Source organism: Cognatishimia activa (assembly GCF_026016445.1).
Taxonomy (GTDB): domain Bacteria; phylum Pseudomonadota; class Alphaproteobacteria; order Rhodobacterales; family Rhodobacteraceae; genus Cognatishimia; species Cognatishimia activa_B.
This window is the reverse complement of the sequence record NZ_CP096147.1, coordinates 1930379-1948919: the sequence shown is the minus strand read 5'-3', so window position 1 is coordinate 1948919 and position 18541 is coordinate 1930379. Positions and strand designations below refer to the sequence as shown.

Genomic DNA, 18541 nt, shown 5'->3' with positions numbered 1-18541 from the left:
TCGTCATTGGTGCCTAAACCAGTGTAATTGGCAAATCGCGGCCTATAGCTCTAAGGTAGACATCTGTAGGTCGCGAAAAGGGAACGCCTATGAATATCCAGTCGTCAAAGTCTGAGACACCGATGACTCGTGAGGAAGCGCGCGCGGCGCTTGAAAAGCTGCGCGCCTGGGCGCAAGCCGCCAATCCTACCGAAATTGCAGAACTCGATCCTGCCGTCGCGCGTCTTATTCCTGGGCAGGAAGTGTCCAACTATCCAGATCTGTCTCGCGATTATCCCGCGGATTTTGAGGTGGATCCGGCGTACAAGGCGACCCTGCCTGATCTGCAGAACGGCCCGACCAGCCTAATCAAAGGTGCGAAGAAACAAATCCAGCACGTTGGGATTTCAAACTTCCGTCTGCCGATCACCTACCGGACTCGTGAGGGGGGGGATGTCACTCTTGAAACCTCAGTCACGGGCACCGTAAGCCTCGAAGAGGACAAGAAGGGCATCAACATGAGTCGCATCATGCGGTCCTTCTACAAGCATGCGGAAAAGACCTTCAGCTTTGAAGTGCTTGAGCATGCTCTTGCGGATTACAAAGCTGACCTCGGTAGTTTTGATGCGCGCATTCAGATGCGTTTCCGCTATCCGATGAAAATTCCGTCCCTGCGGTCGGGGCTGGAAGGCTATCAGTATTACGATCTGGCCATGGAAAAGGTCGAGATCGGCGGCAAACCTCTGAAGATCATGCATTTGGACTATGTTTATTCGTCTACATGCCCATGTTCTATGGAGCTATCTGAACATGCCCGCCAATCGCGCGGTCAGCTGGCAACACCACATTCCCAGCGGTCTGTCGCGCGGATTTCTGTTGTGACCAAAAGCATCGAACGCCTCTGGTTTGAAGACCTGATTGACATGGCGCGACGTGCAGTTCCAACCGAAACACAAGTGATGGTAAAGCGCGAAGATGAGCAGGCGTTTGCAGAGCTCAACGCGGCGAACCCGATTTTCGTGGAGGATGCAGCGCGGCTGTTCTGTCGGGAACTGCAATTGGATGACCGCATTGGCGATTTCCGGATTGTGGCGAGCCATCAGGAAAGCCTGCACAGCCATGACGCGGTTTCGATTCTGACCGAAGGTGATACATTTGTTTCAGGTTCCATCGATCCAAAACTATTTACAACTTTGTTCCACGTCGGCTGATTGAGGCCTTTGATGCGCTATTTGACACTTGCCCTGACACTTTGCGCGGCGCCTGTGGCAGCAGCAGATCTGGACTGCGACAACGCCATGACGCAGCTTGATATGAACCGCTGCGCGCACCAGGCCTATGTGCTGGCAGATGAAGACCTCAATCTTGCCTATGGTATGGCGATTGATATGGCGCGTTCCATGGATGAATACCTGCAGGATGGCGAGGTACCGGCAGAGCAGCTATTGCGTGAAGCACAGCGTGCCTGGATCACTTTCCGCGACAAGGCCTGCGAGCTGGAAAGCACTATCGTGCGAGGTGGCTCTATGCAGCCATTGATTTATTCCAGCTGCCTGGAACGCGAGACGCGCGCGCGCACTGAATCCCTGCGGTATTTTGCCGAAGTCAATTAAGCGCAATCGCTTGACAGCGCGCCTGCAGCAAGCCAACCCTGCATCCAATGTTTGATCTACGACCTGTCGGATATGTGATTGGCCTTATGGTGGCCATGTTGGGCCTGACCATGCTGATCCCAATGGGCGTCGATTTCGTCGATGGCAATGGGCATTGGCCGGCCTTCTTACAAAGTGCCTTGTTCACGTTTCTGATCGGCGGGCTTGTGGCGTTGACCTGTCAGGACGGGAACCGCCCCGGGCTGACCCTGAGGCAGACCTTTATTCTCACAACCGGCGTGTGGCTTGCCCTGCCAATGTTTGGCGCTTTGCCTTTCATTCTTGGTGCGACGGAGGCGCGTCTGGTGGATGCCTTTTTTGAGGCCATGTCGGGCCTGACAACCACTGGATCAACCGTCTTCTCTGGATTGGAAGAATTGCCCAAAGGCATTCTGCTCTGGCGTGGTATTCTGCAGTGGCTTGGAGGCATTGGTATCATTGTTGTGGCGATGGTTTTCCTGCCCGAGTTGCGGGTTGGTGGTATGCAGATCTTCCGTTCGGAAGGCTTTGATACCTTTGGGAAAATCCTGCCTAGGGCGACGCAGATTTCTGGCCAGATCTCAACGATCTATATCGCGCTGACCTTCTTGTGTTTCTTGTCTTATCTGGCGGTTGGGATGCAGCCTTTTGATGCTGTTGTACATGCTTTCACAACCATTGCGACGGGTGGTTTTGCTAACTACGACGCGTCATTTGGGGCCTTTGCAGGGGCTGCGGAATATCTAGGCGCCATCTTCATGCTGCTCGCTGCTTTGCCCTTTGTGCGCTATGTGCAGCTGGTGAATGGCTCCGCGACGCCGCTCTTCAAGGACCGTCAAATCCTGACCTTCTTCGGAACTATTGCGGTGCTGGTGATCGGCGTATCCTTCGTGCTTTCTTTTGCGCAGGATCAGAGTTTTGAACCCGCCTTCCGCAAGGCACTATTTAATGTAACTTCGATCACGACAGGTACAGGCTACGCCAGCGCGAACTACATGCAATGGGGCGGCTTTCTGGTGGCTTTGTTCTTCTTCATTGGCTTGATCGGTGGTTGTGCGGGGTCCACAGCCTGTTCGATCAAAATCTTCCGCTATCAGCTGCTGTTTTCTGCGATCCGCGTGCAGATTCTGAAAATTCACACCCCAAGCGGTGTCTTCACGCCGCGCTACAACGGGCGTCCTGTTTCCGAAGACGTCCTGAACTCCGTGATGGTGTTTTTTGTCTTCTTCATCGTGACCTTGGGCGTTTTGGCTGTGCTGCTTGGGTTGACTGGCCTCGACTTCGTGACCTCTCTTTCAGGAGCTGCAGCAGCGATTGCGAACATCGGGCCGGGTCTTGGAGATATTATTGGGCCAGCCGGGAATTTCGCACCTCTGAACGATACGGCGAAATGGCTGTTGGCCATTGGTATGCTGATTGGGCGGCTGGAGCTTCTGGCGGTTTACGCGATGCTTACACCGCAGTTCTGGCGTTCTTAAGCTGAGCGGCAGATTTCGATGAATTGCTCGATCGAGGGCCGTGGAATCGACCAATCGCACACAAGGCGCGCTGTGATCGTCTCATGACTTTCATCGTAGGTGTAATACGAGGCCCCAGCGTCTTGTAGCTTAGCGTGTATCTGTTTTGGCAGTTGGCAGAACAAAACGTTTGCTTCTGGTGGATAGTCGAACTTCACTCCAATTTTAGCCAGTTGCGCTAATAGATAAGCCGCGTTTTCGTTGGCATTCTGTGCGGTGTTCAACCAAAGATCATTGGCCAGATAAGCCTTCATTTGTGCGGCCAGATAGCGATGTTTGGACTGCAGGTGCCCCCCGCGTTTGCGCCGCGCTTCAAATTCAACGGCCTTATCTGGATCAAAAAGAATAACCGCTTCCACGCCAAGACAGCCGTTCTTTGTGCCGCCAAAGCTGACCGCATCAATGCCAGCCTTCCAGCTCATCTCAGCAGGAGTGCAGCCCAGTGCGACCATGGCATTGGCGAACCGCGCACCGTCGAGGTGCACAGGAAGGTTATGTGCCTTTGCAACCTCAGTAAGCGTCCCGATCTCATCAAGGGTATAGACTTGCCCAAATTCGGTAACCTGAGAGATGGACAGGGCTCCCGGCTTAACACCCTGAAACCCGCGTTCAAGGCATTTTTGAATTTCCGCGTCCAGTTCGTTCGCCGCGATTTTGTCATCGGACCCCACCAAAGACAGTTTGGCACCCGAATAAAATTCCGGCGCGCCGCATTCGTCTTCTTGGATATGCGCCATCGGGGCGCAGAAAACGGTTTGGTAGGGCTGCGCAAGGCAGGACAAAGCAAGCGCGTTGGCCGAGGTGCCCGTCGACACCAGATAAACGAGGGCGTCAGGTGCCTGGAAAATATCGCGGATCGACTGAGTGACCTCGCGGGTCAGGTCGTCATTGCCGTAGCCCAGCACATAGCCTTGGTTGGCTTCGTTGATCGCCTGCATGACTTCCGGAAGGGCGGGGCCTGTGTTGTCAGAGGCGAAAAACATTAGCTGGGTTCCTCGATAATATGGTCTTCCCATTCTTCGATGGGAATTTCGAATTCTGATACGGTCATATCTTTGACTGAAACACCCGCTTCATGAACGCTTTCTGGAGTGCCGGAGATCAACGGGTGCCAATCATAAAGCGGTTTATCTTCCCACAAGAGGCGATAGGCGCAGGTCTTGGGCATCCAATAAGCATGGGTGTCCAGATTGTCGGGCGTCAGAACGATGCATTCCGGAATGAACTGATGACGGATATCATATTGCGCGCAGCGGCAGTTGGTATCATCCAGCAGACGGCAGGCGACGCGGGTTAGGGCAACTTGGCCAGTGTCTTCATCTTCCAGTTTGTTGAGGCAACATTTGCCACAGCCATCACACAGCGCTTCCCATTCTTTCTGGGTCAGCTTGTTCAATGGCTTCTTTTCCCAGAAGCGGGACTTCAACCCGTCGCGTTCAATCGGGTCTTTGCTCATAGTGCGGCCAGTATGTCGCGCGCTTTGGCACAATCGGCGTCCATCTGGGCGACCAGAGCTTCAAGGCTGTCAAATTTCTCTTCTGGACGAAGGTATTCAACAAGACCCACTGAAAGCGGAGTGCCGTATAGATCCCCCGAAAAATCAAAGAGATAGGTCTCGATATTTGGGCGGTTCTCGCCAAACATCGGGCGGGTGCCCATGCTGGCAGCACCATGGTAGGTGCCTTTGTGGGGACCGCTAAGGATATCCACCAGAACGGCATAAACGCCGAATTTCGGTGGATGAAGACCTTCGATAGACATGTTGGCGGTTGGATATCCCAGCTCGCGCCCACGTTGCTCGCCGCCAATCACAGGCCCGTCGATGCGGTGCCAATGGCCCAGCATTGCTGCCGCGTCGCGGGGGCGACCTTCAGTGAGGGCATTGCGGATATTGGTTGAAGAAACCTGCCCATCGCCACCGGTCACAAGCGGCGCAATGGTGACCCCAAAACCAAGCTCTTTGCCAAAGGTCTGAAGGTCCTCAGCTGTGCCTGCACGGCCTTTGCCAAAGCAGAAATCTGCGCCGACAACCACGTGCTTCAGGCCGAGACCTTCGACAATCACCTGTTCCGCAAAAGCCCGCGGTTCAAGGCTTGCAAGGGCGGCGTTGAAAGGCAGCTCATAGAGGCGTTCAATGCCCAGCTTCTCCAAACGGTGCGCACGCGCATCAGAGCCGGTCAGGCGAAAGGGCGGCGCATCTGGGGCAAAGTATTCACGCGGATGGGGTTCAAAAGTCATGACCCCCAAAGGTGCATCCGGCGCCGCTTTGCGCGCGAGTTCGATGACCGACTGATGGCCAATATGCACACCATCAAAATTGCCGATGGCAACGCTGGCACCACGGTCGTCTGGGGTTACAAATTGGTAGTCACGAATGATCCGCATGGGGCAGGGTTATCCCTGCCGCCCGCGGCATGCAAGCCTGTTTGAATGCAAGGTCAGTCGAACTTGCGCGACGGTGCCATAACCATGGCTTCGCCGATCAAGACCTTCTTACCGTCGACCATGCAGCGGCAATCCAGTTTCACGCGACGCTTGTCGATTTCAATGCCTGTGACCTCAACCTCTGCACGCACCAGATCACCTGGGCGCACTGGGGCAAGGAACTTCAGAGACTGGCTCATGTAGATGGTGCCGTGCCCCGGCAGTTGCTCACCGATAACCGCAGATACAAGCCCAGCGGTCAGCATGCCGTGCGCGATGCGGCCTTCAAAGATCGTATCGTTGGCGTAGTCGTCATCCAGGTGCACTGGGTTCCGGTCGGTTGAGACCTCAGAAAACATTTCAATATCTGCATCTGTGACGACCTTCTGAACATAGCGCACCATGCCCATTTCAATGTCTTCAATGCAGATCGTTCCGCGAGGCAAATTATCCAACATGTCACCCTCCGCCCAATCGGGCTCGAAAGAAAAGGGCGATAAGTCGCCCGGTTGGGCAACTTTATTACTTTGCAACCGCAGAAAATCAAGCGTTTTTTAAGTCAGCGTAGGTGACCAATTGTATAGGTTGGATTTGATTTTTCTGTTTTCAAGTAAGTGCTTAGCAATTCTGGGTCTGGCTGATGTGATGTTTTTGTTTCTGCAGCCGCAAGACCACCAGAGATAAAGAGGGAATCAATGTCCTCTCCCATGGCGCCTTTGATGTCGGTCAGAACTCCGTCTCCGATGGCCAGAATACGGCTGTCAGGCACGTCTTTGCCCAGCTCCGCCAGACGTCGACGCGCTAGATCGTAGATCGGCGGGTGAGGTTTGCCGAAGTAAAGGCTCTCGCCGCCCATCTCTGTATAGAGCTTCGCCAGAGCACCCGCGCACCACTCTCGTACCTCACCGCGGTCGACCACGATGTCGGGGTTTGCGCAGAGCAATTTCATGCCTTTGGTTTTGGCAAATAGGAAATCGGCGCGGTTCACGTCTGGATCCGCCAAGGTATCAAACGGGCCGCAGCAAACGATACCTTCTGCCTCGGCAAGCGGGACACGTTCGATATTCACTGGGTTCTCAAGCAGGTTCAGTGGTTCAAAGAAACCTTCATCGCGCTGCCATTCGCCCATGAAATAGACTTTTTCACCAACGACGCCACGAAACATGGCAGACCTCGCGGAATCGCCCGAAGTGGCAATCGTGTCATAGGCATCCTCAGGAACGCCGAATTGACCGAGCTGATCAGCAACCCCCGCACGCGGTTTTGGGGAGTTCGTAACCAGAACAACAGTCCCACCCCGCGCCCGGTAATCCTGCATGGCTTTCACAGCACTTGGAAAGGCTTCGACGCCATTGTGCATGCAGCCCCAAAGATCCACGAACAGCGCATCGTAGTTGTCGGAGATTTCGGAAAGGTGTTCGATGATTTGTGTCATGTCGCGTGTCCTGAGGAGGCCATAAATAAGGGGCGGGGCCAATGGGCCCTTTGGTTGATCTTGTCTTATCAGGATGCTCTGGGGCGTTCCATCAAGAGTGTTGGTTTGCCGGCGAAACGTGTAAGTGTGACGTCTTTGTACCCCAGCTTAAGCGCTACATTTTTGGAGGCAGAGTAGCCTTCATCCAAAATGCACACGGTTTTTCCGACGTCGAGATGTTCATCTACCCAGGCCAAAACAGCTTGCATCGCCTCGGTTGCGATACCACGACCATGAGCTTCCGGGGCAAGGACCCAGCCCGCTTCGGGAATACCCCGGATCGAGGGTTCCATGTCGCGGTAAAAATCTGCCACGCCAACTTCGCCCAGGAAGGTTTGATCGTATCGGTCTTCGACGACCCAATAGCCATAGCCCAGCATTGACCATGTTCCCATGGCGCGCATTAAACGCAACCAGGCCTCTGATGGTGTCGCCGGTTCGCCCGTGATGTGTTCAACCACAGTCGGATGCGCCCAAAGGGCTGCATGATCGTCGAAGTCTTCACGGCGAAACGCGCGTAGGCGCAGGCGTTCGGTGGTGAGCGTTGGTGCGACTGTGAAAGACATGGATTGCAATGCTTCTAATCTGTTGGACGTAACTGGCTACTCGCCAATAAAAAAAGGCGCTCTGTTGAGCGCCTTTCTGACTTGATTTTCGAGTGTAATCAAACCTTCAGGTTTGGAATGATCTGTTTTTTGCGGCTCATGATACCTGGCAGCACAAGAAGATCGCTTGTGGCGTCGGCACCAAAGGACTTCGCGGCAACGGTTTTTACCAAGTCGTTCGGTACAAACAGGGTCGCTTCTTCGTTCAGTATGTCCACGACGAACAGCAGAACCTGATCAACACCATCTTCTGCTTCGACGTCTTTGAAGGAGGCCATCAGGCTGTCTTTGCGATCCAGAACCAGTTTAGGCGCGGTGGTTTCCAGAACGGAGACACGGAACTTTGTGCCGTCGACTTCGTATTCTTTGGAATCCATGCGGATCAGCTCTGCATCAGAGAAGGCAGAGATGTCGGATTTGGCTTCAAACATCTCAGACGCATATGCGCCCAGATCCAAGTTCAGCTCGCTTGCCAGTTTTTCTGCCAGCGCTTTGTCGTGGTCGGTAGTGGTCGGGGAGCGGAATTCCAATGTGTCTGACAGGATACATGACAAGGTCAGGCCTTTGACCCAATCTGGCATTTTCACCGCGTCGTCACCCATCAGGTCGTACATGATGGTTGCGGTGCAGGCCAGCGGACGGATTGTGATGTCGATCGGGCCTTTGGTTTCCAGGCCTCCCACCAGTTTGTGGTGGTCGATGATCGCCTGCACGTCCAGGTCATTCACATTGTCTGGCAGCTCTGCCGGGTTGTTTGTGTCAACGATGACAGCCGCTTGGCCTGCGTCGAATTCAGATACGATCCGTGGCTTTGGGCAGCCCCATTTTTCTACAACAAATGCCGCTTCGGTGTTTGGCTCACCCAGCAGAACGGCCTCTGCTTTTTCACCTTTGATTTCGTTCAGGTACCACGCCCAGATGATTGGGGAACCGGTGGAGTCTGTGTCGGGGGATTTATGGCCAAATACCAGAGTCGTCATGATCTTTCCTCGCGAGGGCATGCAATTTTGGTGGCCTTATACGGCCAGAGAATCTGGTTGTCACGTGACAGGAATTCGCAGGGATTGAAAAAGAAATGGCCCGGTGGGACGCACCGGGCCAATAACGGGTTAGATCAAGGCATTTGGTCTCGATTATGCCAATAGATCAAAGCGATCTGCTTCCATGACCTTGGTCCAGGCGGCGACAAAATCTTTCACAAATTTCTCGCGGTTGTCGTCCTGTGCATAGACCTCAGCATAAGCACGTAGGATGGAGTTGGATCCAAAGACCAGATCGGCACTAGTAGCGGTCCATTTGACCGCACCGCTTGCACGGTCGCGCAGCTCATAGGTGCCGTCATCCAGCGGGTGCCAGCGATAGGCCATGTCGGTCAGATTGACGAAGAAGTCCGAGGTCAAAGCGCCCTCACTGTCAGTGAAGACACCGTGTTTGCTGCCACCATGGTTGGTGCCAAGGCCACGCATACCGCCCAGAAGCACGGTCATTTCTGCCGCTGTCAGCCCCATCAGCTGCGCGCGATCCAGCAACATCTCTTCAGCTGAGACCGCATAGGCTTCCTTCCGCCAGTTGCGGAAACCATCTGCGAGGGGTTCTAGCACGCTGAAACTATCGGTATCGGTTTGGCTGTCGTCCGCATCGCCGCGACCTGATGTGAATGGCACTTCGACGGATTGACCGCCCGCTTTGATTGCCATCTCCAGACCGACATTGCCTGCAAGAACGATGGTGTCAGCGACGGAAGCACCTGCATCAGCTGCGAGCGGTTCCAGAACACCCAGAACCTTCGCAAGACGCGCAGGCTCGTTGCCTGCCCAGTCTTTTTGAGGAGCCAGACGAATACGGGCGCCATTTGCACCACCACGTTTGTCAGAGCCACGGAATGTCCGTGCGCTGTCCCATGCGGTTGCGATCAACTCTGCAGAGCTTAGGCCGCTGTCTGCGATTTTCGCCTTGAGCGCGGCAACATCATAGCCTGTGTTGCCTGCCGGGATTGGATCCTGCCAGATGAGATCTTCTGCAGGCACATCAGGCCCGTAATAGTTGGCACGTGGCCCCATATCGCGGTGGGTCAGCTTGAACCAAGCGCGGGCAAAGGTGTCTTTGAAATACTCCGGGTCCGCAATGAAGCGCCGGCAAATCTCGTTGTATATCGGGTCAACCTTCATCGCCATGTCGGCATCGGTCATGATCGGGTTCTGAGGTGTTGTGCCATCCCCGGCATTGGTTGGCTTTTCGCTGTCAGGCATATTCACCGGCTGCCATTGCCACGCGCCAGCAGGGGACTTTTGCAACTCCCATTCCCAATTGAAGAGATAGTCAAAGTAGCCCATGTCAAACTTAGTGGGCTCTTTGGTCCAAGCGCCCTCGATACCAGAGGTGAACGATTTAGACGCCGTGCCGCCATGATCCGGGTTATCCCAGCCAAAGCCCTGATTTTCGATGCCAGCAGCTTCCGGTTCCACACCAATATTATCACCCGCAATTGCACCATGGGCCTTGCCGATGGTGTGGCCACCACAAGTGAGGGCGGCTGTTTCTTCATCATTCATCGCCATGCGAGAGAATGTTTCGCGCACATGTAGCGCTGTTCGTGCCGGATCAGGTTTACCATTCACGCCTTCTGGGTTCACATAGATCAGACCCATATGCACCGCAGAGAGCGGGTTTTCGAGCGTGGAAGGATCATCAAGATCGTCGTAGCGGTTTTCAGAAGGCGCGAGCCATTCTTTCTCTGAACCCCAATAAACATCCGTTTCCGGCCCCCAAATGTCTTCACGGCCAAAGCCGAAGCCAAACATTTTCAGCCCCGCCGCTTCATAGGCCATATTGCCTGCTAGGATAATCAGGTCAGCCCAAGACAGCGCGTTGCCGTATTTCTTTTTCACTGGCCAAAGCAGGCGGCGGGCTTTGTCGAGGCTTGCGTTATCTGGCCATGAGTTCAGGGGCGCGAAGCGGATATTGCCGGAACCCGCACCACCACGGCCATCTTGCATCCGGTAGGAACCCGCGGAGTGCCAGGCAAGGCGGACCATAAGGCCACCATAAAATCCCCAGTCTGCCGGCCACCAGTCCTGGCCGTCGCTCAAAAGCGCCTTCACATCGGCTTTCACCCCGTCATAATCGAGGCCTTTTACAGCTTCGCGATGATTGTAGCCGGCATCCATCGGATTTGTCCGCGCGCCATGCTGGTGCAGGATGTCTAGGTTGAGCGCATTAGGCCACCACTTGGTAACCGGTTTATCCATCGCGGTATTCCCACCATGATTGACTGGGCATCCACCGAGACCTGATGAATTGTTTCCGTCCATAATGACTCTCCTGACTAAATGATGGCTGTGTCTGGAATCAACCTAAGTGGTGAAGTCGATAATCTCCAATTGAAAAATCCTTTGCCTCTGATAACTGTGGCTTATGATTAACTTCACCCTCAAACATTTCCGCTATTTTGATGCGCTGGCGCGGCATGGGCATTTTGGTCGTGCGGCTGAGGCCTGTTCGATTTCCCAACCCGCGCTTTCGGTTCAGATCAAAGAGTTAGAGGCCATGATGGAGGCGCCGCTGGTGGAACGCACCGCGCGCCAGATCAGGCTGACGACCTTGGGCGAAGAGTTCCTTGTGCGGGCGCGCAAAGTGCTGACTGAGGTGGAGGCCATGGGGGACCTCGCACGATTGTCAGAAGGGCCGATCAAAGGCACGCTTCGCATGGGGGTTATTCCAACGATTGCGCCGTATTTATTGCCTGCTTTTATTCGGGGCCTCTCCGACGAACTGCCTGACCTTGAGCTGCGCCCCAGAGAAGCGGTGACGCAGACTTTGCTGGAAGATCTGCGACATTCACGGTTGGATTTCATTGTGGCGGCCTTGCCGGTGTCAGAGCCCGCCTTTCAGGAATTTCCTCTGTTTGATGAGGAATTCATTCTGGTTCGCGCTGCCCAGGACGCCGATAAACCCGTACCAAGCCCGAAGAAATTGCAGGAAATGAAATTGTTGCTTCTGGAAGAGGGGCATTGCTTCCGCGATCAGGCGCTTTCTTTCTGTGACATCAAGAAATCTGATCCGAGCCTTCTGATGGAAGGATCATCTCTCGCGACGCTTGTGCAGATGGTCGACGCGGGCCTTGGGCTGACGCTGATCCCTGAGATGGCGGTGCCTTTGGAACGGCGCGGCACATCCGTTTCACTGGCCCAGTTTCAGGACGCTACACCGAAACGCACCATTGGCATGATCTGGCGGAAAACCAACCCTCTGGAACAACAGCTCAAAGGCCTCGCGGAAATTCTGAAAGAGATCGGTGAAACCCAGCGTTGGCACTTTGAGGAAGGCGTTTGACCTCCGCATATCTGCTGGCTAGGGTGAGGCATCTGAAAAGGAGACCCTGCCAATGGACAAAGCTCAGTAAGCCGTCATCGACTTTGGCGTATCTACGCCCCACCTTTTCAGAGGAGCACCCTGACAATGGACAAGACCAGCTAACGCCTGCGGGCGCATAGCATCTGCTTTTACGCAGAAAACTACCATTTCATTCAGGGGGTTATTATGCCCAAATCCAAAAAACCTGCGCGCAAGCGCGGCGCTGGTCTTCTTATGCCTAAGAAGCCAGCGTTGAAATCACCCGTGAAACCTGCACCGAAACACCATCTGGGAGGTGCGAAGTCTCAGCTTTCGGCTGGCGGACGTCCCAAACTCTTCCCGGGGCGTACAGGAGGTCGCTAGTCTGATCCTGCCCGGCACAAGCATCGATGCTTGATGCCGGGCAGGGCTTTGAGGCAAAGTGCAGAGCATGAAAGAAACCGAGTTATATGGTCCGGTGAAGGCCTGGCTTGAGGGGCAGGGGTTTGACGTTAAGGCGGAGGTCGGCGCGGCGGATGTCGTGGCCTGTCGGGCGGATGAAGACCCGGTCATTGTCGAGCTGAAAATTGGGTTTTCTCTGACGTTGTTACAACAAGCCATCGCGCGCCAGCGCTTGTCGGACTGGGTTTACGTAGCCGTGCCTCGTTGGAAGGGTAAATCGGCGTGGCGGTCTTTCAAAGCCAATGTTGGGCTGTGTAAACGGCTTGGTGTTGGTGTGATTTCAGTGAATCTGGCAGATCAGACGATCCACGTGCATGCAGACCCAGCGGAGTTCCGTCCGCGAAAATCAAAACCCCGCAAGGGGGCCTTGCTGAAAGAGTTCAGCCGTAGGGTGGGCGACCCGAACCTCGGCGGCACAAACGGCAAGATCGTTACCGGTTATCAGCAGGAAGCCGAGCGGTGTTTGGCATTTGTGATCGAACATGGCGCGAGCCGAGGCGCTGATGTGGCGAAAGGGGCAGGCGCGCCTTCCGCCACCGCTATTATGCGTGACAACCATTATGGCTGGTTCAACAAGGTTGAGCGCGGTGTTTATGCGGCGAGCCCTGAAGGACTCGCCAGAAGCCAGTCTTAATTAGACACAGTTTCAAGTGTTGCCGTACTGATGCGGTTTTCAAACATATGCGGCATGTAGATCGTATCGCCCAAAACCGTGATGTCCGCTGTGCTTTGCGGCATTTGCAGAACCTCGGTGGCCTGACCTTCAACAACGGAGAAGATCTTTCCGTTCATCCAATCGTTCACGATGAAACCTTCTGCTGTTTTGGCTACGCCATCCAGGTTGCCTAACTCGGAGACGATTGTATTGGCCTCTTTGGTCGCGATATTCACCTCAAGCAAATCGCCCGGTTTTTCTGTCGAGAAGTCTTGCTGCATCCCCGGTCCCCAATGGCCGATCACCAAGGTCACGCCGTCGGTCCAAAGTCCGTTTGGATGGGGCAAGTCTGCCGCAGAATAAAACGGCGTGACCTCTTTGCCATCAAAGCTGTAGATCACTCCTGTGAACATGTCCGAGATAAAGGCGCGATCACCTGATGCCGCGATGTCGTTGAGGAAGGCCGCGCCTTCGGGTGCGAAGGTCTGAGTGATTTCACCGCTGGTGCGGTCGATGACATGAAACTTGGTGAGGTCAGAGACCAAGAGGCTGTCGCCAAAGAGCGCCATGCCTTTCGGGGCGTCCATGCCTGTAGACCACTTCTGGTCAATGAATTTGCCATCAAGGGAAACCAGGCTGATATAACCAACGCCATCTGCCTCAGCCGGGTGACCAACGATGTTGGATACATAAAGCTGTTCGTTGGAAGCGTCTGCGAGGATGGATTCAGGATGTTCAAACCCGGTGATTTCCCATGCGTTGGCAGTGGAAGCCATCAGAGCGAAGGCAATTGCGAGGTGTTTCATAGGGGATGTCCTTTCGTGTTGTTCTTGCCTGAAAGGAGGTATTTATGATCCATATTGCAACAACGGGTGGATGTGGTATCAATTTGTGATACGAACTGGTGGGTCTTGGTATGGAAAACAGATTGCTTGCAGATGCGTTTGAGATTTTGAAGCGCACATTACGTGCGCGGGGTATGACCTATGCCATGGTCGGTGAGGCGCTGGGCCTCTCTGAAGTTTCCGTCAAACGCATGTTTGCGCAGCGTGATTGCAAGATGTCCCGATTGTTTGAGCTTTGCGATTTGTTGGATTTACCGCCTGAGGAAGTGTTGCAACGTGCACGGCGGACTCAAGCAGCTGCAGCCTACTTACCGCGTGAAACCGAGGCGGCGCTGGCGGCTGACGCTTCGTTATTTCACTTCTTCATTCTGTTACGAGAAGATTTCCCTGCGCGCGAGATCGCAAAGATCTATGGGCTCACGCCACTTGATGTTGATCACTATGGCCGTTCATTGGAATTGATGGGCCTTGCGGAGTTGATGCCGGAAGGGCAAATCCGACTGAAAGTACCGCAGCCGATTAAATTCCGACCATTCGGGCCGCTTCACCCGCACGTCAAACGGATCAGCCAGCAATTCGTATTAGATACAATCGACAAGGCAAATGATGAGGATCTTGCGTTCACAACCATGGGGCGGCGGATGTTGCCTGACACGGTGCGGCAAGTCGTGAAGGAGATGGCGGAGTTCCAATCCCATATTGCCAACCTTGCTCGACAGGACCAGATGATCGCCTCTGACAAGGAGCTTGTCTCGTTTAAATGGACAGCCGCCATGGGCGTATTAAGCTATCCAGAGCTCTTGGAAATTCAATCTGTCAAACGACCCGCAGCGGTCGCTTCTTAAAGCGCTCAAAAAGCCATCAGAAAATTTTGCTGACCTTGTTGACTCCGTCTTAAGACATGCCTAGCTATTCCGCTGTTAGCACTCGCCGACTGGGAGTGCTAATCGCTCCGCTCGGAGTGAGGGAGAAACTAAAGTAGGGAAACCTAACCATGGCATTTACACCACTGCATGACCGCGTGCTGGTTCGTCGCACCGAAAGCGAAGAGAAAACAGCTGGCGGCCTGATCATTCCAGATTCCGCAAAAGAAAAGCCTTCTGAAGGCGAAATCATTTCCGTAGGCGAAGGCGCACGCAAAGACAGCGGCGAGCTGATCGCACCGTCTGTTTCCGCAGGCGACAAGGTTCTGTTCGGCAAATGGTCCGGCACTGAAATCACCATCGACGGTGAAGAGCTGCTGATCATGAAAGAGTCCGACATCATGGGCATCCTGTCCTAAGTCGCAGACCCTGAACATCAAACCAACATATAGAATTTAGGAGCTATCAAGATGGCAAAAGACGTCAAATTTGATACCGATGCACGTAACGCGATGCTGCGCGGCGTGAACGTACTGGCAGACGCTGTAAAAGTTACTCTGGGCCCAAAAGGCCGTAACGTTGTGCTGGACAAATCCTTCGGCGCACCACGCATCACCAAAGACGGTGTCTCTGTTGCGAAGGAAATCGAACTGGAAGACAAGTTCGAGAACATGGGCGCACAGATGGTGAAAGAAGTTGCTTCTCGCACCAACGACGAAGCAGGCGACGGCACAACAACCGCGACTGTTCTGGCGCAAGCGATCGTTCGTGAAGGTCTGAAGCAGGTTGCAGCTGGCCTGAACCCAATGGACCTGAAGCGCGGCATCGACCTGGCGACTGCAAAAGTTGTTGAAGGCATCAAGGCATCTGCACGCGACGTTAAAGATTCTGCAGAAGTTGCACAGGTTGGCACAATCTCTGCGAACGGCGAAGCAGAAATCGGTCAGCAAATCGCGGACGCGATGCAGAAGGTTGGCAACGAAGGTGTTATCACCGTTGAAGAAAACAAAGGTCTGGAAACAGAAACAGACGTTGTTGAAGGCATGCAGTTCGACCGCGGCTACCTGTCCCCATACTTCGTAACCAACCCAGACAAGATGATTGCAGACCTGGAAGACTGCATGATCCTGCTGCACGAGAAGAAACTTTCTTCCCTGCAGCCAATGGTTCCACTGCTCGAGCAGGTGATCCAGTCTCAGAAGCCTCTCTTGATCATCGCAGAAGATGTTGAAGGTGAAGCGCTGGCAACTCTGGTTGTAAACAAACTGCGCGGCGGTCTGAAAATCGCAGCAGTGAAAGCACCTGGCTTCGGCGACCGTCGTAAAGCAATGCTGCAAGACATCGCGATCCTGACAGGCGGCCAAGTTATCTCTGAAGATCTTGGCATGAAGCTTGAGTCCGTAACCATGGACATGCTGGGCACCGCGAAGAAAGTTGAGATCACCAAAGACGAAACAACCGTCGTTGATGGCGCTGGCAACAAAGCAGAGATCGAAGCACGTGTTGCTCAGATCCGTACTCAGATCGAAGAAACCACTTCCGACTACGATCGTGAAAAACTGCAAGAGCGTGTTGCCAAACTGGCAGGCGGTGTTGCTGTGATCCGCGTTGGCGGCATGACCGAAGTTGAAGTGAAAGAACGCAAAGACCGCGTTGACGATGCCCTGAACGCGACCCGCGCAGCGGTTCAAGAAGGTGTTATCGTTGGTGGTGGTGTTGCTCTGGTTCAGGCTGGTAAAGCACTGGCAGCTCTGGAAGGCGCAAACGCTGACCAGAACGCAGGTATCAAGATCGTTGCAAAGGCAATCGAAGCGCCTCTGCGTCAGATCGCTGAGAACTCCGGTGTTGACGGTGCTGTTGTTGCGGGCAAAATCCGCGAGAGCGCAGACACTTCATTTGGTTTCAACGCTCAGACCGAAGAATATGGCGATATGTTCTCCTTCGGTGTGATCGACCCAGCGAAAGTGACACGTACTGCACTGGAAGATGCTGCATCCATCGCAGGTCTGTTGATCACAACAGAAGCGATGATTGCTGACAAGCCAGCGAAAGACGGTGGCGCACCTGCAATGCCTGACATGGGCGGCATGGGCGGCATGGGCGGCATGATGTAATCAGCCGCACATTCGTGTGAGAATTGAGGGTCGTGCCTTTTGGCACGGCCCTTTTTTGTTATGAGAGTGGGACGCCTTCGGCGAAGGTATTTAGGCAAAGAGAAGAGCAGGCGATGCGTTTAATTGCACTGACAGCGCTGACCATGGTGGCCTTTGCGGCCAACTCGGTTCTCAATCGTATGGCGATTGTGGATGGCGGTATGGATGCGTTTGTGTTTGCTGTTGTTCGGCTGCTGGCAGGCGCCTTGCTGTTGGCGGCTTTGATGCTCTGGCAGCGCAAATCCTTTGAGGTCAGCGCATTGCGAAACCCAGCCGGAGTGGTGTCCCTGTTGGTTTATCTCTTTGGGTTCTCGCTGGCTTATCGTGTTTTGCCCTCCGGTGTCGGGGCGCTTTTGCTGTTTGGTATGGTGCAGGTCACAATGTTTGGAGCTGCGGTTTTGGGGCGTGAGGTCATCCCAATGACCCGCTGGGCTGGCACTGGCTTTGCCTTTCTGGGGCTTTGTTGGATGCTTTGGCCCCAGCCCGGTGTTCAGACGCCGTTCTTAGCGATGTCAGCTATGTTGATCGCGGGGATTGGTTGGGGTGTCTATTCGCTGGCAGGACGCGGGGCGAAAGATCCGGTGCAGGCCACGGCGCTGAATTTCATCTTTGCAGCCCCGGTTGGGCTCGTTATGCTGCTAATCCTGCCTGTAAATACAGATGCTTACACAGCGAATGGGGTAGCCTTGGCGATCCTTTCAGGGGCTGTGACATCAGGGCTTGGCTATGCGCTCTGGTACCGCATATTGCCGACCCTAGGCGCGACAAGGGCAGCCGTCGCGCAGCTTACTGTCCCGGTGATTGCAACATTGGGCGGCGTTGCTTTTTTGTCTGAGGCGGTCACTCTGCAGTTTGGAATTTCATCGATCCTTGTCCTCGGTGGTGTCGGTCTGGCCATACTGCGCAAATAGCTGTCACAAAATATTCCCCTTATTTGAACTGTCCTTCGCTATGATCATCAAATGTCATGGCGTTTGATATGGGCAGTTGCAGGATATGCGCTGCTGCTGGGTGGAGGTTTTCTGCTTGGGCAATATCTGCCCATGTGGCTCGATGTCCCCGGAGAAACAAGCGCGCCATATGGCGCCATGACAATGACAGTCGCGGGCATCTATTTGGTGACCTCGGCAATCCCCTTCATACCGGGAGCAGAGATTGGCTTTGCCCTGATGATGGTATTTGGTGCTCGCATAGCCGTTTTGGTTTACGCATGCATGGTCGCCGCGCTTTGGCTCGCTTTTGCAGCGGGGCACCTTTTGCCAAAGGACACGCTGAGAAAGCTTTTTGTTGCCCTGAGGCTAAAGCGCGCAGCCGTGATGGTACGCCAGGCCGAGACGATGTCTGGCGCTGAGCGCAGGGCGTTCCTTGCGCAGAATGCACCCGGCCGGCTTCTGCCATTTCTTTTGAAAAACAAATACCTGGCGATTGCGATTTTATTCAATATGCCGGGGAATGCGGTGCTTGGAGGAGGAGGCGGCATTGCGCTTTTTGCGGGGATGAGCCGGCTTTATTCACCGCTTTGGTTTTGTGTGGCATCGGCGCTCGCTGTGGCGCCGGTGCCAATTTTGTTTCTGGTCTACGGGTATCACCCGTGAGGCCAT

20 protein-coding genes are annotated in these 18541 nt (G+C 54.3%); 11 read left to right on the top strand and 9 right to left on the bottom strand.

The features are described from left to right. Nucleotides 1–89: 89 nt before the first annotated feature. From folE2 to M0D42_RS09685, 3 genes are read left to right on the top strand one after another with little or no spacing between them, the layout of a single operon-like run. Nucleotides 90–1190, top strand: coding sequence for a GTP cyclohydrolase FolE2 (folE2, locus tag M0D42_RS09695; RefSeq protein WP_265018408.1), 1101 nt, complete (start codon nt 90–92; stop codon nt 1188–1190). Between the two features lie 12 nt (nt 1191–1202). Continuing rightward, nucleotides 1203–1592 (top strand): lysozyme inhibitor LprI family protein, encoded by a 390-nt coding sequence (locus M0D42_RS09690; protein WP_265018407.1) that lies wholly within the window; start codon nt 1203–1205, stop codon nt 1590–1592. A gap of 47 nt (nt 1593–1639) precedes the next feature. Then, nucleotides 1640–3088 carry a TrkH family potassium uptake protein gene (locus tag M0D42_RS09685; RefSeq protein ID WP_265018406.1) on the top strand — a complete coding sequence of 483 codons (1449 nt, stop codon included), beginning with the start codon at nt 1640–1642 and terminating at the stop codon, nt 3086–3088. On the opposite strand, the gene M0D42_RS09680 is transcribed toward M0D42_RS09685, so the two are convergent. The 8 genes from M0D42_RS09680 to katG form a co-directional block, all read right to left on the bottom strand. Further along, nucleotides 3085–4110 carry a threonine aldolase family protein gene (locus M0D42_RS09680; RefSeq protein ID WP_265018405.1) on the bottom strand — a complete coding sequence of 342 codons (1026 nt, stop codon included), beginning with the start codon at nt 4108–4110 and terminating at the stop codon, nt 3085–3087. The genes M0D42_RS09685 and M0D42_RS09680 overlap by 4 nt on opposite strands. Then, complete coding sequence (locus M0D42_RS09675) at nt 4110–4583, bottom strand: YcgN family cysteine cluster protein (RefSeq protein WP_265018404.1); 474 nt, start codon at nt 4581–4583, stop codon at nt 4110–4112. The genes M0D42_RS09680 and M0D42_RS09675 overlap by 1 nt, the downstream gene beginning before the upstream one ends. Further along, the gene (locus tag M0D42_RS09670) at nt 4580–5512 is read right to left on the bottom strand and encodes a bifunctional riboflavin kinase/FAD synthetase (protein WP_265018403.1); all 933 of its coding nucleotides are present in this window, start codon (nt 5510–5512) and stop codon (nt 4580–4582) included. Before M0D42_RS09670 ends, M0D42_RS09675 begins: the two co-directional genes overlap by 4 nt. A gap of 53 nt (nt 5513–5565) precedes the next feature. Further along, nucleotides 5566–6009: a MaoC family dehydratase gene (locus tag M0D42_RS09665; protein ID WP_265018402.1), complete on the bottom strand. Its 444-nt coding sequence runs from the start codon at nt 6007–6009 to the stop codon at nt 5566–5568. A gap of 101 nt (nt 6010–6110) precedes the next feature. Further along, on the bottom strand, nt 6111–6986 hold the full coding sequence (locus M0D42_RS09660) for a TIGR01459 family HAD-type hydrolase (protein WP_265018401.1): 876 nt from the start codon (nt 6984–6986) through the stop codon (nt 6111–6113). Between the two features lie 68 nt (nt 6987–7054). After that, complete coding sequence (locus M0D42_RS09655; protein ID WP_265018400.1) at nt 7055–7591, bottom strand: GNAT family N-acetyltransferase; 537 nt, start codon at nt 7589–7591, stop codon at nt 7055–7057. Between the two features lie 98 nt (nt 7592–7689). Then, on the bottom strand, nt 7690–8610 hold the full coding sequence (locus M0D42_RS09650; RefSeq protein WP_265018399.1) for a manganese-dependent inorganic pyrophosphatase: 921 nt from the start codon (nt 8608–8610) through the stop codon (nt 7690–7692). 153 nt (nt 8611–8763) lie between these two features. Further along, nucleotides 8764–10941 (bottom strand): catalase/peroxidase HPI, encoded by a 2178-nt coding sequence (gene katG, locus M0D42_RS09645; protein ID WP_265018398.1) that lies wholly within the window; start codon nt 10939–10941, stop codon nt 8764–8766. A 103-nt stretch (nt 10942–11044) separates the two neighbouring features. Between katG and M0D42_RS09640 the strand changes: the two genes are divergently transcribed. The 3 genes from M0D42_RS09640 to M0D42_RS09630 all read left to right on the top strand — a co-directional run bounded on the left by M0D42_RS09640 (nt 11045) and on the right by M0D42_RS09630 (nt 13058). Further along, nucleotides 11045–11962: a hydrogen peroxide-inducible genes activator gene (locus tag M0D42_RS09640; RefSeq protein WP_265018397.1), complete on the top strand. Its 918-nt coding sequence runs from the start codon at nt 11045–11047 to the stop codon at nt 11960–11962. A 207-nt stretch (nt 11963–12169) separates the two neighbouring features. Next, nucleotides 12170–12346 (top strand): hypothetical protein, encoded by a 177-nt coding sequence (locus tag M0D42_RS09635; RefSeq protein ID WP_265018396.1) that lies wholly within the window; start codon nt 12170–12172, stop codon nt 12344–12346. A 67-nt stretch (nt 12347–12413) separates the two neighbouring features. Further along, complete coding sequence (locus M0D42_RS09630) at nt 12414–13058, top strand: DUF2161 domain-containing phosphodiesterase (RefSeq protein WP_265018395.1); 645 nt, start codon at nt 12414–12416, stop codon at nt 13056–13058. Here M0D42_RS09630 and M0D42_RS09625 read toward each other — a convergent pair. Further along, the gene (locus M0D42_RS09625) at nt 13055–13885 is read right to left on the bottom strand and encodes a hypothetical protein (protein ID WP_265018394.1); all 831 of its coding nucleotides are present in this window, start codon (nt 13883–13885) and stop codon (nt 13055–13057) included. The genes M0D42_RS09630 and M0D42_RS09625 overlap by 4 nt on opposite strands. Before the next feature lie 110 nt (nt 13886–13995). Here M0D42_RS09625 and M0D42_RS09620 point away from each other — a divergent pair, with 110 nt between their 5' ends. The 5 genes from M0D42_RS09620 (at nt 13996) to M0D42_RS09600 (ending at nt 18535) form a co-directional block, all read left to right on the top strand. Then, nucleotides 13996–14769, top strand: a complete 774-nt coding sequence (locus tag M0D42_RS09620; RefSeq protein ID WP_265018393.1) for a helix-turn-helix domain-containing protein — start codon at nt 13996–13998, stop codon at nt 14767–14769. A gap of 149 nt (nt 14770–14918) precedes the next feature. Further along, nucleotides 14919–15206, top strand: a complete 288-nt coding sequence (locus tag M0D42_RS09615; protein WP_265018392.1) for a co-chaperone GroES — start codon at nt 14919–14921, stop codon at nt 15204–15206. Between the two features lie 51 nt (nt 15207–15257). Next, nucleotides 15258–16901 carry a chaperonin GroEL gene (groL, locus tag M0D42_RS09610; protein ID WP_265018391.1) on the top strand — a complete coding sequence of 548 codons (1644 nt, stop codon included), beginning with the start codon at nt 15258–15260 and terminating at the stop codon, nt 16899–16901. A 113-nt stretch (nt 16902–17014) separates the two neighbouring features. Continuing rightward, the gene (locus tag M0D42_RS09605; protein WP_265018390.1) at nt 17015–17851 is read left to right on the top strand and encodes a DMT family transporter; all 837 of its coding nucleotides are present in this window, start codon (nt 17015–17017) and stop codon (nt 17849–17851) included. Nucleotides 17852–17902: 51 nt separating this feature from the next. Further along, nucleotides 17903–18535, top strand: coding sequence for a hypothetical protein (locus tag M0D42_RS09600; RefSeq protein WP_265018389.1), 633 nt, complete (start codon nt 17903–17905; stop codon nt 18533–18535). Nucleotides 18536–18541 lie beyond the last annotated feature (6 nt).